We start from the raw sequence: 23,119 nt of genomic DNA on the forward strand, positions 1-23,119 counted from the left end.
ATATGTATGCACAGATGATCAAATCCGAAGCGTCCAAGGACGATCCCGAACAGCTTGCTGCCTTTCAGGCGCGCATCGATGCTGGTGACAAGATTGAGCCAAAGGATTGGATGCCACAGGGCTATCGCAAGACCCTAATCAGGCAAATTGGCCAACATGCGCATAGCGAAATTGTCGGCCAACTGCCCGAAGGCAACTGGATCACGCGGGCCCCGACACTTGAACGCAAGGCGATCCTTTTGGCCAAAGTTCAGGACGAGGCGGGGCACGGATTGTACCTCTATTGCGCTGCTGAAACACTGGGGGTCAGCCGGGATGAGTTGACCGAAATGCTGCTCGACGGGCGGATGAAATACTCGTCCATCTTTGCATACCCAGCGCTGACATGGGCAGATATGGGCGCTGTTGGCTGGCTGGTCGATGGGGCGGCGATTATGAACCAAGTACCTCTGCAACGGACAAGCTTTGGTCCTTATGCCCGCGCGATGGTGCGCATCTGCAAAGAGGAGTCGTTCCACCAACGGCAAGGGTTCGACATCATGATGAAGATGGCAAACGGGACCGAGGCACAGCGGCGCATGGCGCAGGATGCGTTGAACCGGTTCTGGTACCCGTCCCTGATGATGTTCGGCCCCTCAGATTCTGAAAGTGTGCATTCCGAACAGTCCATGCAGTGGAAAATCAAGATGAATGGCAACGACGAGTTGCGCCAGAAGTTCGTCGACCAGACTGTGCCGCAGGCGGAATACCTTGGCTTGACCGTGCCGGATCCCGATTTGCAGTGGAACGACGACAAAGGCGGCTATGATTTTTCCGGCCCTGACTGGTCTGAATTCTTTGACGTGCTGAAAGGCAACGGCCCATGTAGCACCGAGCGGATCGAAGCCCGGCAAAAGGCTTGGGATGATGGCGCATGGGTGCGTGAAGCCCGCCTTGCCCACGCGGCCAAGAAACGTGTCCCCAAAGTCGCGGCGGAGTAAGACGATGTCCAACGAATGGCCCCTGTACGAAGTCTTTATCCGAGGGCAACACGGTCTGAGTCATAGGCATGTCGGATCCTTGCATGCGACAGATGCAGCTCATGCGATCCAGAACGCACGTGACGTCTATACCCGTCGTAAAGAAGGCGTGAGCATCTGGGTTGTGCCGGCAGCGGAGATCACTGCATCCTCTCCAGACGATAAGGGTGCGCTTTATGACCCAGCGGATGACAAAGTTTATCGCCACCCCAGCTTTTTCGACATTCCTGACGACGCAGGTGCGATGTGAGCGTCGCAGGGCTCATCCGGATGGGCGACAGCGCTTTGGTTTTGGGTCAGCGCCTGTCTGAATGGTGCGGCCACGCCCCAGCGCTGGAAGAAGATATTGCATTGGCCAACATCGCGCTGGACCTGATCGGCCAGACCCAACTGTGGCTGGGTCTCGCGGCAGAGCGCGGAGCGGGGGCAAGTGCTGACGCCCTCGCCTTTCACCGCGACGCGTGGGATTTCCACAACCTGCTTCTGGTCGAACAACCCAATCGCGACTTTGCGGTTACGATGATGCGGCAGTTTCTGTTCGACGCCTGGCATTTCGAAGCACTCACCGCGCTTGCGGCCCATGAAGACGCAGATGTGTCAGCGATTGCGCAAAAGTCGCTCAAAGAGGTGACGTATCACCGTGAACGCTCAACCGATACGGTGATTGCGTTGGGCGACGGAACAGAAGAAAGCCGTGCGCGGATGCAGGGCGCTTTGGATCGGCTGTGGCCCTATGTGGGCGAAATGTTCATCACGGACGCAGATGATCTGACTGATGTTGCGGCGCTGCGCCCGTCATTTGAGGCTCATGTGCATTCTACTCTGGATGCGGCAACACTGATCGCTCCCACTTCGGATTTCGCCCATCAGGGCGGCAAAACCGGGGTGCGCCACACTGAACACTTGGGCCATATGCTCGCTGTGATGCAGTCGCTGCCACGCAGCTATCCGGATGCGACATGGTAGGCGCTCAGGCACCCGTTTCGGACGTATGGGAATGGCTGGCCGAAGTACCAGACCCGGAAATCCCCGCGATATCCCTCGTTGATTTGGGCATCATCCGCGATGTGTCATGGCAGGGCGATACGCTGGAGATCACAGTGACACCCACCTATTCCGGTTGCCCCGCCACATCCGTAATCAATTTCGAGATCGAAGCGGCGCTACGCCGTAATGGCATCGAAAATGTGTCTCTAAAAAAGCAAATTGCGCCCCCATGGACCACCGATTGGCTGTCAGAGGACGGGCGCAAGAAACTGGAAGCCTACGGCATCGCACCGCCTCAACCGGCAGGCGGACCACAGAACTGCCCGCATTGCCAGTCCAAGGCGGTTGAGCGGATCAGCCAATTTGGCTCGACTCCATGCAAGGCACAGTGGCGCTGCACGGATTGTCTGGAACCCTTTGACTACTTCAAATGCATATGACCGATTTCCAACCCCTGACCGTCACCAATATCCATCGCACCATCCGAGATGCCGTAGTGCTGACACTCAAGCCAAAAAACCCGGCTGCCTTTTCCTTTTCCCCAGGACAGTACCTGACGTTCAAACAGGATTTTGACGGCACCGAACTTCGGCGCAACTATTCTATATGTGCAGGCCTTGATGACGGCACATTGCAGGTGGGGGTCAAACGCGTAGATGGCGGCGCATTTTCAACCTTTGCCAATACCGCGCTTAGTGTCGGGGACACCCTGCACGCAATGCCTCCGATGGGCCGGTTTGGAGTGGAAATTGATCCCGATAAGGGAAAATCCTATCTTGGCTTTGCGGGTGGATCGGGCATCACACCTATTCTGTCGATCCTGAAAACGATTCTGGCCCGCGAACCTGACAGCAGTTTTACCCTGATCTATGCCAATCTCGCCGTGCACACGATCATGTTCCGCGATGAACTCGAAGACCTCAAAAACCGCTACATGGAACGGTTCACGCTGATCCATGTTCTGGAAACCGGGCAGGACATTGATCTGTTTTCGGGTCGTGTCGATCAGGAAAAATGTGCCGCTATGTTCAAATCGTGGATCGATATCGCATCGGTCGATACGGCCCTGATCTGCGGTCCTGAGCCGATGATGCTGGCGATTTCTGCCGCGTTAGAGACACATGGACTATCCAAGGATCAGATCAAATTCGAACTGTTTGGTGCAAGCCAACAGGGGCGATTGGCGCAACAGGCGATTAAGGACAAAAGCAAAAACGCACCCGACACGCGCGCCAATATCACCATCGACGGCACCACCCACCACCTTGAGGTGGCCAAGGATACATCTGTGCTTGAGGCTGCAATTGGGGCCAGCCTTGACCCTCCATTTGCCTGCCGTGCGGGCGTTTGCAGCACGTGCAAGGCCAAGGTGACGGAAGGGGAATACCAGATGCTGACCAATCACGCCTTGGAAGATTACGAGGTTGAGGCAGGATTTGTCCTGACCTGCCAATGCTACCCACTCAGCGACACGCTGACACTCGATTACGATCAGCATTAAGGGGGCTCGCACCATGCGTCAGGTTCACAGTTTCGCCGCAGGTCAGTGGATCGCGCCCAGAGCAGGAGCGCGGCCCATTGAAAGCGCCATTACAGGGGATGTGATTGCTGAGGCCGGGAATGACGCGCTGGACGTGACTGCAATGCGCGGTTTTGCCCGCGAAACTGGTGCCCCTGCTTTGCACGCAATGACGTTTCATGACCGCGCCCGGATGCTCAAAGCCATCGCGCTACATCTGCGCGAGCATCGTCAGGTGCTCTACGATCTCAGCTTTGACACCGGTGCGACGCAATCCGATCACCTGTTCGACGTGGATGGCGGCATTGGGACAATGTTGGTGTTTGCCTCAAAAGGCCGGCGGGAGATGCCGGATGCCCACATCTATCTGGACGGTGCTGTTGAACAACTGGGCCGGTCGGGGCAATTCATGGGGCAACACATATGCACGCCGCTGCAAGGTGTCGCGGTCCACATCAATGCCTTCAACTTTCCGGTCTGGGGAATGCTGGAAAAGCTTGCGCCAACTCTGCTCGCCGGGATGCCTGCAATTATCAAACCCGCAACAGCGACGTCTTATGTGACGGAGGCCTGTGTACGCCTGATCATCGAAAGTGGTCTGTTGCCCGATGGCGCTTTGCAGTTGATCGCGGGGGGGACAGGCAATCTGCTGGATCAGCTTGATTGTCAGGACGTGGTCACATTTACCGGGTCGGCAGACACCGCAAGCCACCTGCGCGATCATGAAAACCTGCGCAAAAATGCAGTGAGATTTACGGCCGAACAGGACAGCCTGAACGCCACAGTGCTGGGGCCGGACGCGATCCCCGGCACTCCAGAATTTGACGTGTTCATCAAAGAAACCGTGACCGAGATGACGACGAAGGCTGGCCAGAAATGTACAGCCATTCGACGGATCATGGCGCTCGAAGCGCAGGTTGAGGCGGTGATCGACGCACTCAGCCAAAAGCTGGCCGGTATCACCGTCGGGGACCCGCGCGACGCGGGCACCCGGATGGGTGCACTGGTGTCTAATGCGCAGAAAATGGATGTTTTGGCCAAGTCTGACCAACTTGCGACGCAGGCCGAACGCGTTTTTGGCGATCCCGAAAGGTTCAGCATGGCGGACAGTCCGGGCGCCTTTTTGCCCCCTATGCTGTTTCATTGCGCGGACCCGGATGCAGCGACCGTGGTGCATGACGTCGAAGCGTTTGGACCTGTGTCCACGGTCATGCCGTACCGCGATGTCAACCACGCAGCCGCTTTGCTGAACAAAGGCAAAGGGTCGCTGGTTGCCTCTGTCATCACGCGCGATGTGCACGTCGCGCGTGACCTCACTCTTGCATCAGCCCGGTTCCATGGACGGCTCTACTTTAACAACCGGGACTCCATGGCAGAGGCGACGGGACACGGCGCACCCTTGCCCCACATGGTTCACGGCGGACCGGGTCGCGCTGGCGGGGGTGAAGAGCTGGGCGGCGTGCGTGCCGTCAAGCATTACATGCAGCGCACAGCCATTCAGGGCAGCCCGGACATTCTGACCGGCATCACCGGCCAATGGGTGCCCAGCGCAGCCGAGGCGGTCGAAGACGCCCACCCGTTCACCCGACCCTTTGCAGACCTCAACGTTGGCGACACGCTGCACACACCTGCGCGTACGATCACCATGGACGACATCGACACTTTCGCCCATTTCACAGGCGACACGTTCTACGCCCACATGGATGAGGAAGCCGCCGCGGCCAATCCGTTCTTTCCCGGACGGGTGGCGCATGGCTATCTGCTGCTCAGCTTTGCTGCGGGGTTGTTTGTGCAACCTGATCCGGGTCCGGTATTGGCAAATACCGGGCTCGATAACTTGCGCTTCATGAAACCGGTACAGGCGGGCGATAGCATTAAGGTGCGCCTCACGGTTAAGGCCAAAACACCCCGTAACGATGACTATGGCGAAGTACGCTGGCACGTGACGCTCACCAATCAACTGGATGAAGCCGTGGCAGAATATGAACTGTTAACGATGAATGCGTGAACAGGCCTACACACGGGCTGTCACCGCCCTGAGTACGCTTGGGCCAATACGCGTTTGGTCCCTGTTAGTGACTGTTTTTGGCGATTTGGCACCGGATTGCTCGCTAGAGGGGCCCACCTTGTCGGCACTGATGGACGGGATCGGGATCAAGCCCGAAGCGACACGCGTAGCGTTGCACCGACTGCGGGCTGACGGGTGGATCACCTCGCAGAAACAGGGGCGGATCAGTCAACACCGCCTGACGCCAAAAGGACGGCAAGACAGCGAAGCCGCGCGGCCCCGGATCTATGGACAAACGGAGACTGCAGGAACGCGTGCGAAGGCGGTTCTGGTACGCAATGGCGCAGAGGCACTTGACCCGGCCCTTTTCGCCTCAATCGGACCCACCCTGTTTTTGTGTGCACAAGACACGCCCACGCCACCCGACGCCATGATCCTTGCGGTCGACGACATTCCGCGCTGGCTCGGAGCTCAGATCGAACCACCCGCTTTGGTGGCCAGCTATGAAGCTCTTTTTGGTGTCCTGGCCCAGATTGATTCCGAGGTCACAGAACCAATATCACCCCTTGAAACGGCGGTATTGCGGGTAATGATCGTGCACGCCTGGCGTCGCCTTGTACTGAAACACCCCAACCTGCCCCAAAGCGCTCATACACCTGAATGGCGCGGGCATGACTGTCGCGCGCTGGTGACCCAGCTGCTGGGTCGTTTTGAGCGGCCCGCCTTAGACGAGCTGGACACGCGATAAACCGCGCTTTCCCAAGCCCTACACACGCGGTATAGCGGGCCTATGACAAACCATCTCCATATCTCCGACCTGCCTGATGACCTTGATCTGGGACCGATCGTGGCCATCGACTGTGAAACCATGGGCCTGCACCCGCATCGCGACCGGTTGTGTGTCGTACAGCTGTCTGGCGGCGACGGCGACGCACATATTGTGCAGATCAAACTGGGGCAGACAGAGGCGCCGAATCTATGTGCGCTGCTGACGGACCCCGATGTACTCAAACTGTTTCACTTTGGCCGTTTTGACATCGCCGCGATGCAAAACGCCTTTGGCGCTGTCACGGCACCCGTTTATTGCACCAAGATCGCCAGCCGCCTGATCCGCACCTATACGGACCGTCATGGGTTAAAAAATCTGCTGCAAGAACTGCTCGACGTCGACATCTCAAAGCAACAACAATCAAGCGATTGGGGTGCTGACACGCTCAGCAAGGCGCAGATCGAATATGCCGCCTCGGATGTGTTGTACCTGCACCGCCTACGCGAGGTTCTGAACGAAAGACTGGTGCGCGAAGGACGGATGGAGATGGCGCAGGCGTGTTTCGACTTCCTGCCCATGCGGTCAAACCTTGACCTTGCCGGGTGGCCTGACACCGACATCTTTGCGCATTCATGAGTAGCAATACGCCCTTCATAGACACTGCACGTGACGTGATCCGCACCGAAGCGGCCGCACTTGAAACCCTCGCCAATAGCCTTGATTCCAGCTTTCGCGCCGCCATCGACCTGCTGCTGGCCACAAAGGGGCGGGTGATTGTCACAGGTATCGGCAAGTCGGGCCATATCGCCAACAAGATCGCGGCCACACTGGCCAGCACCGGCACACCCGCGCAATTTGTGCACCCCGCCGAGGCCAGCCACGGCGATCTGGGGATGGTGACGCGCGATGATGTAGTCCTTGCCATCTCGAACTCGGGCGAGGCGCCAGAACTGGCCAATATGATTGCTTACGCTGGGCGCTTTGACATTCCGCTGATCGGGATTACCAAAGCGCCGGGCAGTGCCTTGGGCCGTCAATGCGGCGTGGTTTTGCAACTCCCAGATATAGGCGAAGCCTGCGGCAGCGGCGTGGTGCCGACATCTTCGACAACAATGACATTGGCAATGGGCGATGCACTGGCCGTGGCCCTGATGAAACATCGGTCATTTACAGCCGAACACTTTCGCGACTTCCACCCCGGTGGAAAACTCGGCGCATTGCTGACGCGGGTGTCGGACTTGATGCACAAGGACGACGCCATACCGCTGGTTCCCGAAGATGCACCCATGCAAGAGGCGTTGATCGAAATCTCCCAAAAAGGGTTTGGCGTTGTCGGTGTGACAGACCCGAAAGGCGCATTGACTGGAATCATCACCGACGGTGACCTGCGCCGACATATGAGCAATCAGCTGCTGGACTTGAAGGCGCGGGATGTGATGACCACATCTCCCAAAACGATCTCACCAGACCTGTTGGCGCAAGAGGCGGTGGGAATCATGAACGGCAAAGATGGCGAACGCGCGGTGACATGCCTGTTTGTGACCGAAAGAGATCAGGCAGAACGACCTCTGGGATTGATCCATATTCACGACTGCCTGCGAGTCGGGCTCGGCTAGGAAAGATGGCATGGACGGCTATTCACGACTGGTCGCATGGCTCAAGGTGCTGCTGCCGCTGATGGCGCTGCTGTTGTTGTCGACGCTGTTTTTGCTGTCGCGCAATGTCGACCCTGTGACCACATTGCCTTTTGCCACTACTGAAATCGATGAAAGGGTGAGTGAACAACAGATCACAAGCCCCTTCTTTTCTGGCACGACCAATGGTGGGGATCGGGTTTCGCTTACGGCGGACACGATGGCCACGCGCAGTGGGCTCAACAACGAAGCCGTGGACCTTTCCGCGCAGATCGATTTGGTCTCCGGAACGCGGATAATCCTCATGTCCGATCAGGGCCAGTTTGACATGGAAGAAAATATATCCACGCTTGTGGGGAACGTGGTGATCACGACGTCGTCCGGGTTTAACCTGTCCAGTGAAACGCTGATTGCCGACTTTGACTCGCTGTTGTTGGAATCCCCTGGTGCCGTCCAAGGCTTTGCGCCGTTTGGCACGATAGATGCTGGGCAGATGCGCCTGCAACGCGAAGAGGCAGGGCCCAACGCCCATTTGGTTTTCACAAACGGGGTGAAGCTGATATACACGCCGCAGATAAGAGAAGAGTGACTAATCCGTGATATTCCTGCGCACCCTCGCACTGCTCGCGCTGCTTGGACTTTCGTCGCCAGCGATTGCCCAAGGCACCCAAGTCGCCTTTGGCGCGATCAAACAGGACACGTCAGCTCCGGTCGAAGTGACGGCTGATGAGTTGAATGTGGATCAAACCACGGGCGAGGCGGTATTTACCGGGAATGTGGTGATTGCTCAGGGCGTTATGCGCCTGTCAGCTGCCCGCGTTCTCGTGATTTATCGCGAAGAAACGGCAGGCATTCAGCGGATGGAGGCGACAGGCGGCGTGACATTGGTATCAGGCCCAGATGTCGCCGAAGGGCAGCGCGCCGACTATGATATCGATTCCGGCGTGATCGTCATGACGGGCGACGTCTTGTTGGTGCAGGGACCAAGTGCGCTCAGCGCAGACCGCATGAACATTGATCTGAATGGCGGCACAGCGCGGATGCAGGGCCGGGTCAAAACGATTCTTGAGACCGGCGGAAACTAATGGCCAAACCAGATTTGAAGTTGGCCCAAGGAACCTCAGGGCTCAAAATCTCGCATCTGCGGAAATCTTACCGCAAAAAACTGGTGATCCGCGACTTTTCGATGGAAGTGCAGCGGGGCGAGGTCGTCGCGCTGTTGGGTCCGAATGGCTCTGGCAAAACAACGACCTTTTACGCGGTCGCTGGCCTCGTGACTCCTGAGGGCGGCACTGTCTTGCTGGACGGGGCGGATGTGACAGCGCTTCCGATGTATCGCCGGGCACAGATGGGCATCGGGTATCTGCCGCAGGAAATGAGCATCTTTCGCGGCCTCAGTGTTCAGGACAATATCTTGTCGATCCTCGAAATCGTTGAACCAGACCGCCACAAACGACGTGAGCGGTTAGAAGAGTTGCTGAGCGAATTTTCGATCGAACATATGCGGCGCGCGCCCGCTTTGGCCCTGTCGGGTGGTGAGCGTCGGCGGGTGGAAATCGCACGATCACTGGCCGCTAATCCCAAGTACTTGCTGCTTGATGAACCATTTGCTGGTGTTGACCCGATCTCTGTTGGCGACATCCGCCACTTGGTGGCCGATCTGAAAAAACGGGGAATCGGGGTTCTAATCACAGATCACAATGTACGCGAAACTCTCGAAATTGTGGACCGCGCCTATATCCTGCACGATGGGCAGGTGCTGATGTCGGGCACACCCCAAGATGTTGTGCAAAACGAAAATGTACGGCGTGTTTATCTGGGCGAGAACTTTCGCATTCAGTAGGAAATGACGGTGCCTAAGCCTCCACTTTTGATTGACAGGACGGGTGTTTGTGGCGTGCAATGGTGTCATGGCTTTGATGCTGTTCCTGACTCCCCAAACTTTGACTGCACGCGTTGTGTGCATGGGACGCCATAACAGCACACAGCCCACTCCGTTTAACTGACACCTGTAGGTGGGGCGCACCAGCGACCCGCCCGTGTTGTCCGTTCGGAGCCAATAAAAGGAGAGACTATGCAGTATCAAATCAGCGGCAGACAGATCGACATCGGAGACGCACTACAGACGCATGTGCGGGATGACCTGGGAAGCGTGGTGCAAAAATACGCCGAACGGCCCACAAGCGCACAAGTGATCTTTTCCAAGTCCGCGCACGAGTATGTATGCGAAGCCACCGTGCATCTGTCGACCGGCCTGACGGCCCAGGCCAAAGCCCATGCCACTGAAATATATGCAGCATTTGACGCGTGCTCTGCGAAAATGGAAAAGCAGTTGCGCCGTTACAAGCGCCGCCTCAAGGACCACCACAAGGAGCGGGCACAGCCTGTTGAACTCTCGGGCGCGTCCTCGTATATCCTCGCCTCTGACTCGGATTCGGAAGAAAATGAACCCGAGAGCCTGCAGCCAATCATCGTGGCCGAGATGGAAACAAACATTCCATCCCTGTCCGTGGGCGAGGCCGTGATGCAGATGGAATTGGCGGGGGCACCGGTCTTGGTGTTCCGAAACGAAGGCAAAAAGGGACTGAACGTCGTGTACCGTCGTGATGACGGAAACATCGGCTGGATTGACCCTTAAAGGATTGGTTTGCGATGGGCGCTGAGGAGACCAACAAAATGACATTTGGAAGTCTACTGAAACCCGAAGCGGTGAAGGTTGTGATGTCTGTCACCTCCAAAAAGCGCCTGTTGCAAGAGCTTGGTGACCTGGTGCACGGCGCTTATGGCGTGCACGCGGGCCTCGTGGCCGAAGCCTTGATGGCCCGCGAAGCGTTGGGGCCAACTGGCGTTGGTCACGGCGTAGCGCTTCCTCACGCACGCCTTGATGGGATTGACGAGGTGATGGGCGTCTTTGTCCTGCTCGACAAGCCCATCGACTTTGATGCTGTGGACCGCCAGCCAGTCGATATTGCATTTGGCCTGTTCGCCCCCGAAGAAGCCGGGGTTGAGCATCTCAAGGCTCTTGCTCTTGTGTCGCGGACGCTGCGCGATGTCAGCGTGTGTTCCAAGTTGCGCGCGAACCCGGACGCCTCAACGCTCTATGCGATCCTAAACGAATCTAAACCCGCCAAAGCTGCCTAAGCCGACCATTTTCCGACACGTGTCGTGACCTTCAGGTCGGGGTCCAATCCTCAAATCCAAACAGCAGATAGTCCCGGGCATAGGCCGCTCGGGCAAGTTCTTCGATTTCTGAATCGTAGATATCTGCAAGCGTCACATCACCAAAGGCGGATGGGGGTGAAAGAGGCGGTACATCTTTTACTCCAACCGTTTCGGCGAGTTGCAACAATTCTGCATCCAAAGCCTCCTGCCTGATCAGGCGGTCCGGCAGCACAAATTCCGCAAACCCTTCGATAATCTTAGCCTGACTGGCCCAATCCGGATCGACCCGTATCGCTGTTTGGCCAGCAAGATTCGGTTTCAAAAACGCAAGAAATTGCGCGAAGGCGGCACGGTGTTCGACCTTGCCAAATCCGGGATCAGCGGGATCAATCGGCAGTGCCATTTTGTACCGCTTGGTCAGCGTCGTGCGGATGCCACCATACCCGCCCTGTCCGGTGTTCAGGATACGATGGCAAAACACCGCATGCGCGCGTGTCAGCGGGTGGCGCAATACCGAAAAACTGCGATGCCCGGGATGCGCACGCATCCACTCACGCAGATCGTTTTGCGTTTGCTTGGTGACAGGTTTGCTTCCATGCGCGCGATCCAACGCCTTGAGCCACGCGACCACCGGGTCTTGGCCCCCACCTCGGATCGGCAGATAGACCAACGGAGCCTGCGTGCTGGCAAAATAAGTGGGTACCGCGGCCCCGCGCCTTGGTTCAAAATTCGGAGTGCGGGTCAGGTTAAACTGGTCCGCCGCAGCCAGTGCTTCGCTCATCTGATCAAAGTTTGACACTTTTTCGGACAGCGCACTTGGGTTTTGCACCTTGAGATCTTTGTCCAGACCCTCAAGCCGGCCATCAACCCCAAGCCATGCCGCCAACCCGTTCATCACATCGAGGTTCTGCAAATCTTCGTAGGCCACGTAGAACGCTGTTTGCCCAGACACCTGTAACCGGTTCAGTAGGGTAACTTGAAACGCCTGCAACGCCGAAAGATGCGCCATGAATTCGTCTGCATCAAACTGCGCCTTGGCACCTTTGCGCGCCTTGGCATCGGTCAATTTCCACTGCCCCGTCGCCTGAGCGATTTTCCACGACACATAGCTGTCCACAGGATTCCGGGTCAGCACGATCTTGGCGCATTTGCGATCGTCCATAATCTGATCGAACACGCGCGGGTCGTGGTCGTGAAAATAGCGAAACCCGCTCAACTCCGGTGTTTGTTTTATAGCACGCAGCAGACGCTTGGGCTGATCATCGCGCTCCGCTTGAGTGATCTCCAAAATGGACTCGCGCTTTGGGTAGCCAATGAAGTGCGGATTGAATGCCTCACCATGGCAGGCAAGCCCATCAAAAGCGTTCAGATTTGCCTCAAGGAAATTTGAGCCTGTCCGCATTTCCGCAAACACCACAAAGTAGTCAAATTGGGCCATGCCAGGCTACCGCACCAAATAGGGTTTTCTCGGGCGATCTTGCGCAGGTTTCGGCCCCAGCACCACCGGAAAGTCGCCCATGAGATAGGGATGCATGCCCTGATTCTTGAGGTTTTGCAGGAACTGGCCAAAACCGGTCAGGTCCACCATCTGCGGCACCTCTGCCAGACGGCGGGCTTGCGTCTGGCCGATCTCGTCCAGAATGCCCTGCAAGGGTTCCATGGGTGCCTCAATGAATTCAGCCATGGTCCAGATCCGAATTCGGGCCTTGGCACCGGGTGAGCGGAGCACATTGAGGTGATCACTTTCGACCTTTTGCAGGCGCGCCGCCTCTTTTCGGATATCCATAAAGTTCAGGTTCGAACGGAACAGCGGCACAGCCCAAGCGCCTGAAATCACCGACACTTGCGCATTGGGATCCCTGGCCATGCGCCAGATCACCTTTTGATTGTCCTCCGGACCGAACTGAAAACACTGCCGCTCTCCGCGCGTGTTCCAGATCAAGTTCGTTAGAAACGCGTTGGCGTTGTAATCGCGCGCTGCCGCACTGTTGGACAAGGCACCGTTCAGTGTCGTCTGCCCTTCGGCATATTCAACACCGTCGGGGTGAAACAAATGGCCATGAACACGGGCGCCAGTGGCCTTGGACAACCACGGCTCAAAATTTTCGAATATCTCGGTAAAGCCCTGAAAGACCGAATAGGGCGCGGCGGTGACCCCGTTTTCCCAGTCCTCATTAGGAAAACGGCTTTGCATGTAAAGACCCGGGCGGCCGCGCGTCCGACGCTCCACCGCTTTGGCAAAAATGCGGTCGATTTTTCCCGGGTTCGGCTCTGTCCGCTTCATCGCGCCGGCAGGATCAGTCAGGAACGCCTCATACAGGCGGGCGGCATGAGGCCAGATCTTGCGCGCCACAAAACAGTCGGACCGGCGCAAGAGCTGGAGGTGATCATCGTAGAAAATGTGCGGTTTGCCCTGAAAGTCGAACTTGGACAGCGTCAGTGACCGACTTTCAATGTTGGTGGAAAACTGGCGTACCAATGTTTGGAAGTAGCTTTCATCAGGGATCCACACATGGCGGAAATAGGCATCGTATTCAGGCCGATCCGCGCCTTGCAATATGGCCGTGAGGGTTTGCCGGGTCAGACACCACCACTGGCTGCCCATGTGGGGCACCAGCCCCTTGGGCATCTTGCGCTTCAGCTTCAGGCAGCGCTGAAGTTCTACGTATTTGTCGAACAGGAATCGCTGGCGTTTCCAAGAAAACGGAAAACGCATTGTGAAGCGCTCCTGATCCAATCCACCAACCGTCCAAGGGACATCCGCCGTCGTCGCGCTTTCGATAAAGTCGGTACGCGGGCGTTCTTCAAGGTATTCGATCAACTCTTCTACCGGGCGCAACGGCAGGCAGGATCCCGAAGCAAGGTAGACATGGCGCACGTCTTTAAATTCCGACAGTATCAACTCGGACGCCGTTTGCGACGCGGCAACTATTCCCCAAGTGCCCCATTCGCATCGGTAGCGTTTGGAAAACAACACAGTCGGGACATCCGACAACGCCTGGACAAAACCGGAATAGATTTTACGCGGCACCATCGCGTCCACATGGATCACAACCGGGCAACCGGCCATGGCCCAATGGCGCGCGGCCTGTTCTGCACGGTCCAGCGCTGTATGCACCAGCATGACGATGCCGACGCTCACGCCCAGTTCCCCTTGGACATGAGGCCCAGAATTTCAAGCTGTCGCCAGTTGATGTATTTTTCCGACCACTTGCACCACATGTCCGGATTTTCATCGAGCGTGTTTGCGTAGGCCTTGTATTCGACCGAGGCCGCATAATGTTGCTTGCGATCCAGTTCTTCAGTGGCTTTGTTGTTGAATGTGTCAAGGAACTTGGCGTGCAGCAAAACGCCAGAAGCCTTTTCGCCGCCCCATTCATCGTAGACTTGGTTTAATCCGCGCGGCAACAACATGTGGGTGGAACTGACATAGGCATAGCGGCGGTCCCATTTGACCAGCGGCACCTTGTTCAGCGCGGGCGCCTTGGCCGGAGCTTCGGGAAAAAACAAACGGGCACGCGGGCCGCCCTGAATCCAGAGGTTACCAAATTTCTTGTTGCGCGAGATCGTGTAGTTTCCGCTGTCAAACCAGCTCGCGATCTCAAGCGGGTTTTGACCAACTTCGTAAGGCTGTTCGTCAAGCCGGCCCTTGGGATACATATCCAACAGCATAGCAGAAAACGATTTGATCGAAGAAGCGTCGAGCCAATCTGTCAGCGCCCGCAGCGGGCGTGTGTCGCAGAACGGGTAAACAAGGAATTCATCCGGGTCGACGACAAGGGTCCAATGCCCGTGCCCGTATTTCGACTGCAACCAGTTCAGCCAATCCGCCCCAAAACGCGCGCGCTTATAGCCGGCTTCTGTTGACCATACTGATACATCAGATTGAGACGCGAGGTAGTCTAACGACCCATCAGTGCTGCCATTGTCCACGATTAGGAATTGGTTGATGCCCATCTCGCGGTAGTAATTCAGGAAAAACGGCAACCGCGCCATCTCGTTACGCAAGGTGGAGAACGCCAGCAAATCGGTGGGCCTGATCTGATCAGTACGGCTGACCACACGTTTCAATTCGCGTCGTTTGCGGAACGCACGAATGCGCCACCGCTTGCGCTGAAGCCTCAGCCGATATGACTGCCAAGCGCCCAATTAAAACTATCCTCTACCCGCCGCTCTTTGCGACCTGTCGGCACGTATCAGGTCAACTTTAACACAGTCTTGAAATGTGCGTCCCAAGTTGGCGGGACATACTGCTGCTGATCCGGTGCGTTTGGTCCTAAGCTGGCCAACTCATTTATTTTATTGAGCCATAGATAACGATCTGAAACGCTTGCGTAAATGGGAATATCGCCCAGTATTTCACGCAATGTTGGAAGATCATTGATAATTAGGGGCACACCGCGTGCCGCAGCCTCAGCAGCGGGCAATCCGAACCCTTCTGCGAGACTTGGAAAAAGAACGCCAGCTGCGCCGTCCATCAGGGCGGCCAGAGCACCGTCGCTCAGGCCCGCAACTTCGAACACAGGGCCGCCGACTGGCAGCGCATCGAGGCGCGCGAACACGTCTTCGTTCTTCCATCCGCGCCCACCTGCGATGATCAACCCGGGCGCCTGCGGGCCCATTTGGTCCCACAGGTCAAGAAGAAAGGCATGATTTTTCCGCGGTTCAATTGTTCCGATGCAGACAAAATATGGCGTGTCTTGGGGTACTCTGCTTGGGATATCTGCTGCATTTGCATCCACCTTGACTGTCCCCAAATGCGAAACAATCGATGCAGCGATTTTTGGAAAATACGTTTGTGCGCGCGCCTGCGTGTCTTTGGAATTGTAGATGACAAGGTCTGCAAATTTTCCAACGCGGGCGATCATATCGGCAAAGGGTTGCACTGTGCCATCGCGCTGAAATTCGGGAAAATCAAGCGGGATGACATCGTGGATAAGCGTCGTGATCTGGGCATCTAGACTGCGCACCGCGCCCAAAACTCGATCCGTCAGGTTGGAATGCCCGACGTTGAGATAGGCAAACCCCGTGGGCAGCTTGCGCCGTAGCAAAGCCCGCAGCAGAAATGGGGGGACACGCCCAATGGCGTGCTTTCTTGCGTGACGCCAGCTTTGGCGCTGCTGCGTTTCCACAGTTTCACCGCTGACTGGGCCCGAAAGAAATGGAACCATATGTTCCACACCGGCCTGATCCAGAAGAATGTAGCCAATCCGCGAGCGGACAAGGCCAAACATGGGAACATCGTCAGCGATGAGTGCCTGAACATAGGCCAGCTCAACCCGATCGACACCAGTCAAAACCTTTCCCGCCCTGCGCATCAGGCGCGTGACGTCCAGTAGACGTGCTGTGGGAGGTATTTTGACAGTTGTGACCAGCGTGATGTCTTTTCTCTATTCGTGGGTCACGCCACTCTAGGCCATCGCAGATGGGCCACAAAGTACCTGCAAACTATTCGGCGGCTTGATCCATCTGGACGACGTCGCGGATGTAATCCAACAGATCACTGCGCAATTCTTCGCGCGCCAGTCCAAAGGACACCGTGGCCTGCAGGAACCCGCTTTTTGAGCCGCAATCAAAGCGCTGGCCGCGGAAACGGTAGCCATAAACACCTTCATCACCACCAATCGCCTGTGCGATAGCGTCGGTCAGCTGGATTTCACCACCTGCACCGGTTTTCATCTTGTTGAGCGAGCGTAGAACATTCGGCGAAAGGATATAGCGGCCAATCACGGCAAGGTTTGACGGGGCCTCTCCAGCAGGGGGTTTTTCAACCATGCCAGCGACTTCGACGATCTGTCCGTTTTCTTTCTGAACGTCCAGCACACCGTAAGAAGACGCCTTTTCAGGGGGCACTTCCATAGCGGCAACCATATTGCCACCAGTCTCAGAATACGCTTCGACCATCTGTTGCAGGCAGGGCGTTTCCGCTGCAATCACATCGTCTGGCAAAATCACCGCAAATGGTTCGTTGCCGATCAAGCGGCGCGCACACCAGACCGCGTGGCCAAGGCCCAGCGCCTTGTGCTGCCGAATGTAGGCGATGGCGCCACTGTCCATGTTGGTGTCCTTGAGGACCTCCAACAGTTGGTCTTTGCCCTTTTTGCGCAATTCCTGCTCAAGTGTAGGGGCGTGATCAAAGTAGTCCTCAAGCGCGCCTTTGCCGCGCGAGGTTACAAATATGAATTCCTTGATGCCTGCGGCGCGCGCCTCATCAATGGCGTACTGGATAAGAGGGCGGTCCACCAAAGTCATGATTTCTTTTGGCACTGATTTGGTCGCCGGCAAGAACCGCGTCCCAAGCCCAGCAACCGGAAAGATCGCCTTTGTCACCTTTTTACGCATTCTAGCCCCGTGTTCTTAACTGCCCATATTTGAGCTGTGCTTAGTCTTAGATTACGACCGGAACATGTCCAATTCCTGAATTAATCTGGCAGCAGGGGAATTTTAACCGTGATGCGTCAAATTCAGCGAAAATACAACCTTTGGTAGGCGATGCGCCGCCGCTCGCGTGCAACGCGCTTTGAAAACCGCCACAATGCAAACAACGGGTCTGCGCGGTCGGAACGGCCAAACAGGCCACCCCGCTGCTCCCAATATCCGTCTTTGTGAAACCGCACATGGTGAAACAGTGTCGTGTGCGACAACAAGATAAGGGTCACAGTTTCGCCGTTTGCGACGCGCTGTACCGCCTCGGCACGCAGTTTCTTGCGCTGCCAAAACCGCCCGGCAATCAGAATGCTTGCACGTGGTGTCGCAGAAATCGGCTTGAACGAAGCTATTGCTGTATCCAAAACCTGCGCCCCACCGCGCGCACGAAGCGATCCCTCGGTATATCCGGCGTCGAGACGGCGCATCAGGCGATTAACGTCCCCCGGCACCAACCGCCCGGCCACCATATGCGAAACACACCGCACCTTCTGCGCATGCCTGATGGTCCGCCAATGATCGGCCCAATCGGCCTGATCTATGTACTTGCGCTGAAACACGGCCCAACTTGCGCCTATATCGAACAGATCCCGGGGCGCCCGATCTGCGCGACGCCGTGGGCTGGCGGCAAACCCGTGATGCACCTCGGCCATTGGCACGATTGCAGTCGCATAACCGGCGCGAGCAAGTCGCAAGTTCAAGTCTGTTTCATCCAAAAAGAAGGCAAATGCGGGATCAAACCCTTCCAATGCGCACAGCACGTCGCGGCGCACCGCCATGTTGGTGCCTTCGGTCTTCGTGGCGCGACGCCCTTTCGGGATCAGAACAGTCGACTGTTCCGGGTGCACCTCAAGCGGCGCAGTTGCGCCTGTTTCGTCCACACTGCGTGCGCGCCACTGAAACGAGATTCCGTTCCGCCCGCGCACAAATCCACCTGCCGCAGCCACATTCGCCTGTTCAAACGGGGCCACAAGATGGATCAACCAAGATGGCTCGGGCACCGCATCATCGTCGATGAAGGCAACAATATCGCCCGCCGCATGGCTAATCCCAAGATTACGGGCCTCAGAAATGTTGGGGCGGTCAAAGGGCACAACCTTGATCTGCTCCGCCCAGCGCGCCACGGCAGTGCAGCCCGCATCGTCCGCCACGACGACAATTTCAAACGGCGTGTACTGGACCTGCAACAGACCCAAGAGACAGCGCGCCAAAGCTTCCGGCCGGTCGCGGCTGACCACCACAACACTGACCGGAGGGCGGGTCATTCGAGACCCATTTGCGCCATCATTGCCTCGATCCGGGGGACGTCAGCGGGGTTGTTCAATTCCCAAAACTGCCGCCCACGCGCGTCAACCTCGACGCACAGAACTTGTCGGCCATTCTCAAGAAACCGGAGCTGTTCCAGCCCCTCTAGCGTCTCAAGCGGTCCGACAGACCAATCTGAATACGCCGCGAGTGCGTCAGGACGATAAGCATAGACCCCAACATGGTGAAACACGGGCGTTTCAGCGTCATCCGGATAGGTCGTATTGGTGTAAGGGATCACCTCTTTGGAAAAGTAGAGCCCCTCGTTCTGCGCCCCGAACACCGCAGTCGTGCCACCAACACGGCCCGCTTTGCGGTCCTCTAAAAACCCGTTAAGCGTGGCGCCATCACAACGCAAAACAGGCGTTGCAATCTCTGCCTCAGGGCCAGCGCGCAAACCATCCACCAAACCTTCAATAAACCACGCAGGGGTCAACGGGGCGTCGCCCTGCAAATTCACCACGATATCGTAGGTGCCGCCCAGCTTAGCATGCGCTTCAGCACACCGTTCAGTTCCGTTGCCGCACGCCTCAGAAGTCATGACAACTTCGGCCCCAAAGGCTTTGGACGCTGCGCTGATCCTGTCATCATCTGTCGCAACGACCACCCGATCGATACCAGACACTTCCATGGCGGCACGCCAACTGCGTTCGATCAGGCTCTGGGCAACACCCGTCGCACCTGTCAACGGCACCAATGGCTTGCCGGGATAGCGGCTTGAGGCATAGCGCGCGGGGATGACTAAAAGGACGGACATCAGGCTGGCTTCAGATCAACAGAAGGCGCGTAAGCGATAAAGAATGGGTTCGCGTACCCTTCTTTGCCGTAAACCAGCGGTTCGTGGTTATCAAAGCGCACAACATGGCCCCCAGCCCCCGCCAGAACAGCATGTCCCGCGGCTGTGTCCCATTCCATCGTGCGGCCAACACGCGGATACAAATCCGCCTCGCCCGTGGCAACCAGACAAAACTTCAGGGATGAGCCCGCGCTTTTCATGTCCTGAACACTGTATGTATTGATGTAGTCATCCGTCGCCTGATCCCGGTGCGATTTTGAGGCAACAACCATCAAAGCAGCATTGTCGCTGTCAGCGACCCGTATCGGAGTAACCTCTCCAACGGTTTCCTTATCAAACGCACCCGTTTCCTCGACGGCCTGCCCATCAGCGAGCGTGAAAAACATGCGACCCTTGGCCGGGGCATAGACGACACCGCGCGTGGGCACACCGGCCTCGACCAATGCGATATTGACGGTGAAATCGCCACGGCGATGAACAAATTCCTTGGTGCCATCAAGCGGGTCAACAATCAAAAACGTGTCGCCTGTCGTGGAATGCGTGGCTGCCTGTTCTTCTGTGACCAACATCACATCGGGAAATGCCGCGCGCAGGCCATCCGAAATAAGTGCATCCGCCGCCTCATCAGCTGCGGTGACAGGGCTGTCATCAGACTTCGACTTTACGTCAAAATCGTCAGTTCCATAGATCTCCATAATCTTGTCACCAGCCTCGAGTGCCAGCTTTCGCATGACGGGGATCAAGTCTTCATATGTCATAAAAGCGCTCCTAGGCCGGGCATTTGTTGAAAAGCAACTAAGAGGCCCTTATGCTGCGGCGCTAACGGAACGGCAAGATTTCCCTGCGTAGATAATCGCAACCCGAGGCAGCAGCGCACATGTTTCAATCCACGCGTAAACCGCAGACGAACTTGGGCACTGCCCTTGCGATGTCAGATGTGATCTACCACTCGATCGTGCGATCGGTGCGCAAGACCCACAACAATGCGTTTATGGCCATCGCAATGAACATGCTGCAAATGGTGATCTTCGTGATGGCCTTCTACGTCATGTTCTCGGTACTTGGCCTGCGCGGTGCAGCGGTCCGGGGCGATTTCCTGCTCTACATTATGTCAGGCATCTTCCTTTTTATGACCCACACCAAAACACTGGGCGCCGTCGTGGGTTCTGAAGGACCGGCTAGTCCGATGATGCTGCACGCGCCTATGAACACGATTGTGGCGATCTTTTCGTCAGCCTTGGGTGCGCTCTACATTCAGGTTCTTTCCCTGTTCATGATCCTGTTTATTTATCACGTCGCTTTTACCCCGGTTGTGATTGAACAGCCCTTTCCTGCCTTTGGAATGCTTTTGTTGTCATGGTTTACCGGGGCAGCACTCGGTTTGGTCTTGCTCGCAATCAAACCATGGTTTCCAACCTTTGTAAGCATCTTCACCCAGATCTACTCGCGTGCGAACATGATCGCATCCGGCAAGATGTTTGTCGCCAATTCACTGCCTGCCTTCATGATCGCAATGTTCGATTGGAACCCCCTGTTTCACTTTATCGATCAAGCGCGGGGCTTCATTTTCATCAACTACAGCCCACGCTATACCTCGTGGGAATATGGGTTCTGGGTAGGGGTTGTGCTTGTGATGATCGGGTTGATGGGCGAATTTTACACCCGGCGCCATGCCTCTGCCAGCTGGGGTGCGCGGCGCTAGAATGTCCAACGCGCTCCAATGATGTAGAATGAGACATCCTTGAACGTGGACGAAGTGTAATCGTCATGTGAATACTTGCGGTACTCTGCACCGTGCGACCTCCATGTCAGACACGCTTGGGCCGTTCTTTCCTCTTCCATGGAGAGGGAAGCCCATATGAAAACGTATCGACTTTTCCACTCAATAACCTCAGGATTGCGTGCCGCAGCGCTGGCGATCTCAGTGCGTGCTCAGTAATTGCTAGGATTACGTCAACTTTGTCTGAGGAGGACTGAATGCACGGCACTTTCTCATTTCTGATCTGGCTGATGGCCAGCGCGTTCTGGGTGTGCACCGCACAAATCAGCAAAGCGCAGGAATCTGACCTGCCTGCCGAGCTGGATACATCGCAAGACTGGTCCAACAACTGGTCCGGAACTTGGCAGGAACGCCGCCAGCGACGACAGGACCGGTTCGATCGCTTCTTGAATTGGGAATTGTCCGACAACACCCTGCTCAGCTTCTACGGGCAACTCAATTTCCTTTATCTGGATTATGATGACGACATTGATCCGTTCACCTCCTTTCGGGACAACGCGAATTCGCCGGGTCGACTGGGTTTGAGGCTGGAGACCAATTTCGACAACGGTACCGGGCTTTTGGTCAATCTTGAAACTGGCTTGCGACGCAGCACCTATGACGGGATCATAAGAGGCGGCGGTGTTCAAGACGACTTCGAGGACTGGGACAAAACGCTTTTACGCAAAGCCGAAATGCGCCTTTCGATCCCGTCCTTTGGATTCCTGTCGATCGGTCAAGGCAGCATGGCGGGCGATGGCATCACCGGCTTTGATTTCTCAAGAACCGGAGTGATCGCAACAAACAGCGTCGGCGACACGATTTCTGGCGTACCTGCCTATTTCGCAAACGGCGAGCAATCCGCTTCGCAATTACAAGCCTTCTTTCCGACCTTCGACGGGTCGCGTCGGTTTCGGGTAAGGTATGACAGCGTCACCAAACGCGGCCTGTCTTGGGCCGCATCGGCCGGACGGGAAGTCCTGATCGATGATGACAACAACACCTATGCAGATGTTGCCCTGCGCTACGAGACGGAATGGCGCAACTTTCGGATCAAAACAGGTGTGGCCGCGACCTATAACGATACATCTCCCGATTTCTTTTCCGGCTCGGTTGCCGGAATCGACGAAAAGACTGGGCTAAACTTTACCATCGCTGGCGGGGCAAATTCGCGCCAAGGCCGCTATTTGTATGGGAAGGTTGGCCTCATTCGTTCGTTCTTTGACTTTGGCGATACGTCCGTTTCTCTCGACTACTATCATAGCGACGAGCCCCTCGCCGGAACAAACAATTCACGATCCTGGGGGGCATCCATCGTTCAAAGTATCAAAACGAGCCAAACCGAGATTTATGCCACGTACCGCCAGTATGACGTAGATGCCATCGGGCGTGAAATTCAGGACGCCCGTGTCGTCGCGGCGGGCATTCGCTTCCTCTGGTAGCCGCGCAAGCGACGCGCCAAAGGTTACTCTTGTCTACCCGCCCAACCGGGTCGCGTCCTCGCAATGGACAAACACCCCTCCGCTCACGGCTTCATAGGCCGGGCAACTGTGGGAACAAGTGGCAAGAGCAAAGAGAACAAGGGTTCAAATCAGCAACGTCTAGGCGATCTGTGACATGATGGTCCGGTTTGGTCAGCCCATCGCATCGCCAAATGTCAGTCGGTTTTAGATGGATGCGGGATACAAGCAGGCAACCGCTTTTCCATCAAAGACAGAAATCAAATACAGCAATA

Annotated in this window: 24 protein-coding genes; 16 read left to right on the forward strand and 8 right to left on the reverse strand. The window is 56.4% G+C overall.

Annotation, left to right across the window (positions count from 1 at the left end):
* Positions 1 to 2: 2 nt before the first annotated feature.
* From paaA to DHN60_RS08135, 14 genes are all read left to right on the forward strand, one after another.
* Entirely contained in the window at positions 3 to 980 is a 978-nt protein-coding gene (gene paaA, locus DHN60_RS08070) for a 1,2-phenylacetyl-CoA epoxidase subunit PaaA (protein WP_108836791.1), read from the forward strand.
* A 4-nt stretch (positions 981 to 984) separates the two neighbouring features.
* Positions 985 to 1,269, forward strand: coding sequence for a 1,2-phenylacetyl-CoA epoxidase subunit PaaB (gene paaB / locus DHN60_RS08075; protein ID WP_108836792.1), 285 nt, complete (start codon positions 985 to 987; stop codon positions 1,267 to 1,269).
* Positions 1,270 to 1,289: 20 nt separating this feature from the next.
* Positions 1,290 to 1,985, forward strand: coding sequence for a 1,2-phenylacetyl-CoA epoxidase subunit PaaC (gene paaC, locus DHN60_RS08080; protein WP_108836949.1), 696 nt, complete (start codon positions 1,290 to 1,292; stop codon positions 1,983 to 1,985).
* Positions 1,979 to 2,446: a 1,2-phenylacetyl-CoA epoxidase subunit PaaD gene (gene paaD, locus DHN60_RS08085; RefSeq protein WP_108836793.1), complete on the forward strand. Its 468-nt coding sequence runs from the start codon at positions 1,979 to 1,981 to the stop codon at positions 2,444 to 2,446. Before paaC ends, paaD begins: the two co-directional genes overlap by 7 nt.
* A complete protein-coding gene (locus DHN60_RS08090) occupies positions 2,443 to 3,507 on the forward strand; it encodes a 2Fe-2S iron-sulfur cluster-binding protein (RefSeq protein WP_108836794.1) in 1,065 nt (354 codons plus the stop codon). Before paaD ends, DHN60_RS08090 begins: the two co-directional genes overlap by 4 nt.
* A 13-nt stretch (positions 3,508 to 3,520) precedes the next feature.
* On the forward strand, positions 3,521 to 5,533 hold the full coding sequence (gene paaZ / locus DHN60_RS08095) for a phenylacetic acid degradation bifunctional protein PaaZ (RefSeq protein ID WP_108836795.1): 2,013 nt from the start codon (positions 3,521 to 3,523) through the stop codon (positions 5,531 to 5,533).
* Entirely contained in the window at positions 5,526 to 6,281 is a 756-nt protein-coding gene (locus DHN60_RS08100) for a PaaX family transcriptional regulator C-terminal domain-containing protein (RefSeq protein ID WP_108836796.1), read from the forward strand. Before paaZ ends, DHN60_RS08100 begins: the two co-directional genes overlap by 8 nt.
* Positions 6,282 to 6,323: 42 nt before the next feature.
* Positions 6,324 to 6,938: a ribonuclease D gene (locus DHN60_RS08105; RefSeq protein ID WP_108836797.1), complete on the forward strand. Its 615-nt coding sequence runs from the start codon at positions 6,324 to 6,326 to the stop codon at positions 6,936 to 6,938.
* Complete coding sequence (locus DHN60_RS08110) at positions 6,935 to 7,918, forward strand: KpsF/GutQ family sugar-phosphate isomerase (protein WP_108836798.1); 984 nt, start codon at positions 6,935 to 6,937, stop codon at positions 7,916 to 7,918. The genes DHN60_RS08105 and DHN60_RS08110 overlap by 4 nt, the downstream gene beginning before the upstream one ends.
* 10 nt (positions 7,919 to 7,928) lie before the next feature.
* On the forward strand, positions 7,929 to 8,525 hold the full coding sequence (locus tag DHN60_RS08115) for a hypothetical protein (protein ID WP_108836799.1): 597 nt from the start codon (positions 7,929 to 7,931) through the stop codon (positions 8,523 to 8,525).
* Positions 8,526 to 8,532: 7 nt separating this feature from the next.
* Entirely contained in the window at positions 8,533 to 9,021 is a 489-nt protein-coding gene (locus DHN60_RS08120) for an LptA/OstA family protein (protein WP_108836800.1), read from the forward strand.
* On the forward strand, positions 9,021 to 9,779 hold the full coding sequence (lptB, locus tag DHN60_RS08125) for an LPS export ABC transporter ATP-binding protein (RefSeq protein WP_108836801.1): 759 nt from the start codon (positions 9,021 to 9,023) through the stop codon (positions 9,777 to 9,779). Before DHN60_RS08120 ends, lptB begins: the two co-directional genes overlap by 1 nt.
* Positions 9,780 to 10,010: 231 nt before the next feature.
* A complete protein-coding gene (gene raiA / locus DHN60_RS08130; protein WP_108836802.1) occupies positions 10,011 to 10,574 on the forward strand; it encodes a ribosome-associated translation inhibitor RaiA in 564 nt (187 codons plus the stop codon).
* A 38-nt stretch (positions 10,575 to 10,612) separates the two neighbouring features.
* Positions 10,613 to 11,077 (forward strand): PTS sugar transporter subunit IIA, encoded by a 465-nt coding sequence (locus tag DHN60_RS08135; RefSeq protein ID WP_108836950.1) that lies wholly within the window; start codon positions 10,613 to 10,615, stop codon positions 11,075 to 11,077.
* Positions 11,078 to 11,108: 31 nt separating this feature from the next.
* Here the strand turns inward: DHN60_RS08135 and DHN60_RS08140 are convergent, their stop codons facing one another.
* The 8 genes from DHN60_RS08140 to cysQ form a co-directional block, all read right to left on the reverse strand.
* Entirely contained in the window at positions 11,109 to 12,536 is a 1,428-nt protein-coding gene (locus DHN60_RS08140) for a nodulation protein NodH (protein ID WP_108836803.1), read from the reverse strand.
* A 6-nt stretch (positions 12,537 to 12,542) separates the two neighbouring features.
* A complete protein-coding gene (locus tag DHN60_RS08145) occupies positions 12,543 to 14,240 on the reverse strand; it encodes a beta-1,6-N-acetylglucosaminyltransferase (RefSeq protein WP_108836804.1) in 1,698 nt (565 codons plus the stop codon).
* Positions 14,237 to 15,247 carry a glycosyltransferase family 2 protein gene (locus DHN60_RS08150; protein WP_108836805.1) on the reverse strand — a complete coding sequence of 337 codons (1,011 nt, stop codon included), beginning with the start codon at positions 15,245 to 15,247 and terminating at the stop codon, positions 14,237 to 14,239. Before DHN60_RS08150 ends, DHN60_RS08145 begins: the two co-directional genes overlap by 4 nt.
* 47 nt (positions 15,248 to 15,294) lie before the next feature.
* Entirely contained in the window at positions 15,295 to 16,395 is a 1,101-nt protein-coding gene (locus tag DHN60_RS08155) for a glycosyltransferase family 1 protein (RefSeq protein ID WP_234423578.1), read from the reverse strand.
* A 151-nt stretch (positions 16,396 to 16,546) separates the two neighbouring features.
* Positions 16,547 to 17,440 carry a UTP--glucose-1-phosphate uridylyltransferase GalU gene (galU, locus tag DHN60_RS08160; RefSeq protein ID WP_108836807.1) on the reverse strand — a complete coding sequence of 298 codons (894 nt, stop codon included), beginning with the start codon at positions 17,438 to 17,440 and terminating at the stop codon, positions 16,547 to 16,549.
* 122 nt (positions 17,441 to 17,562) lie between these two features.
* Complete coding sequence (locus DHN60_RS08165; RefSeq protein ID WP_108836808.1) at positions 17,563 to 18,789, reverse strand: glycosyltransferase family 2 protein; 1,227 nt, start codon at positions 18,787 to 18,789, stop codon at positions 17,563 to 17,565.
* The gene (locus DHN60_RS08170; protein ID WP_108836809.1) at positions 18,786 to 19,586 is read right to left on the reverse strand and encodes a 3-deoxy-manno-octulosonate cytidylyltransferase; all 801 of its coding nucleotides are present in this window, start codon (positions 19,584 to 19,586) and stop codon (positions 18,786 to 18,788) included. The genes DHN60_RS08165 and DHN60_RS08170 overlap by 4 nt, the downstream gene beginning before the upstream one ends.
* Entirely contained in the window at positions 19,586 to 20,383 is a 798-nt protein-coding gene (gene cysQ, locus DHN60_RS08175; RefSeq protein ID WP_108836810.1) for a 3'(2'),5'-bisphosphate nucleotidase CysQ, read from the reverse strand. The genes DHN60_RS08170 and cysQ overlap by 1 nt, the downstream gene beginning before the upstream one ends.
* Positions 20,384 to 20,502: 119 nt before the next feature.
* Here cysQ and DHN60_RS08180 point away from each other — a divergent pair, with 119 nt between their 5' ends.
* The gene (locus tag DHN60_RS08180) at positions 20,503 to 21,327 is read left to right on the forward strand and encodes an ABC transporter permease (protein WP_108836811.1); all 825 of its coding nucleotides are present in this window, start codon (positions 20,503 to 20,505) and stop codon (positions 21,325 to 21,327) included.
* A gap of 275 nt (positions 21,328 to 21,602) precedes the next feature.
* Positions 21,603 to 22,826 (forward strand): hypothetical protein, encoded by a 1,224-nt coding sequence (locus tag DHN60_RS08185; protein WP_108836812.1) that lies wholly within the window; start codon positions 21,603 to 21,605, stop codon positions 22,824 to 22,826.
* The last annotated feature ends 293 nt before the right edge of the window (positions 22,827 to 23,119 follow it).

The sequence above is a fragment of the Tateyamaria sp. Alg231-49 genome (assembly GCF_900143535.1).
Lineage (GTDB): Bacteria > Pseudomonadota > Alphaproteobacteria > Rhodobacterales > Rhodobacteraceae > Tateyamaria.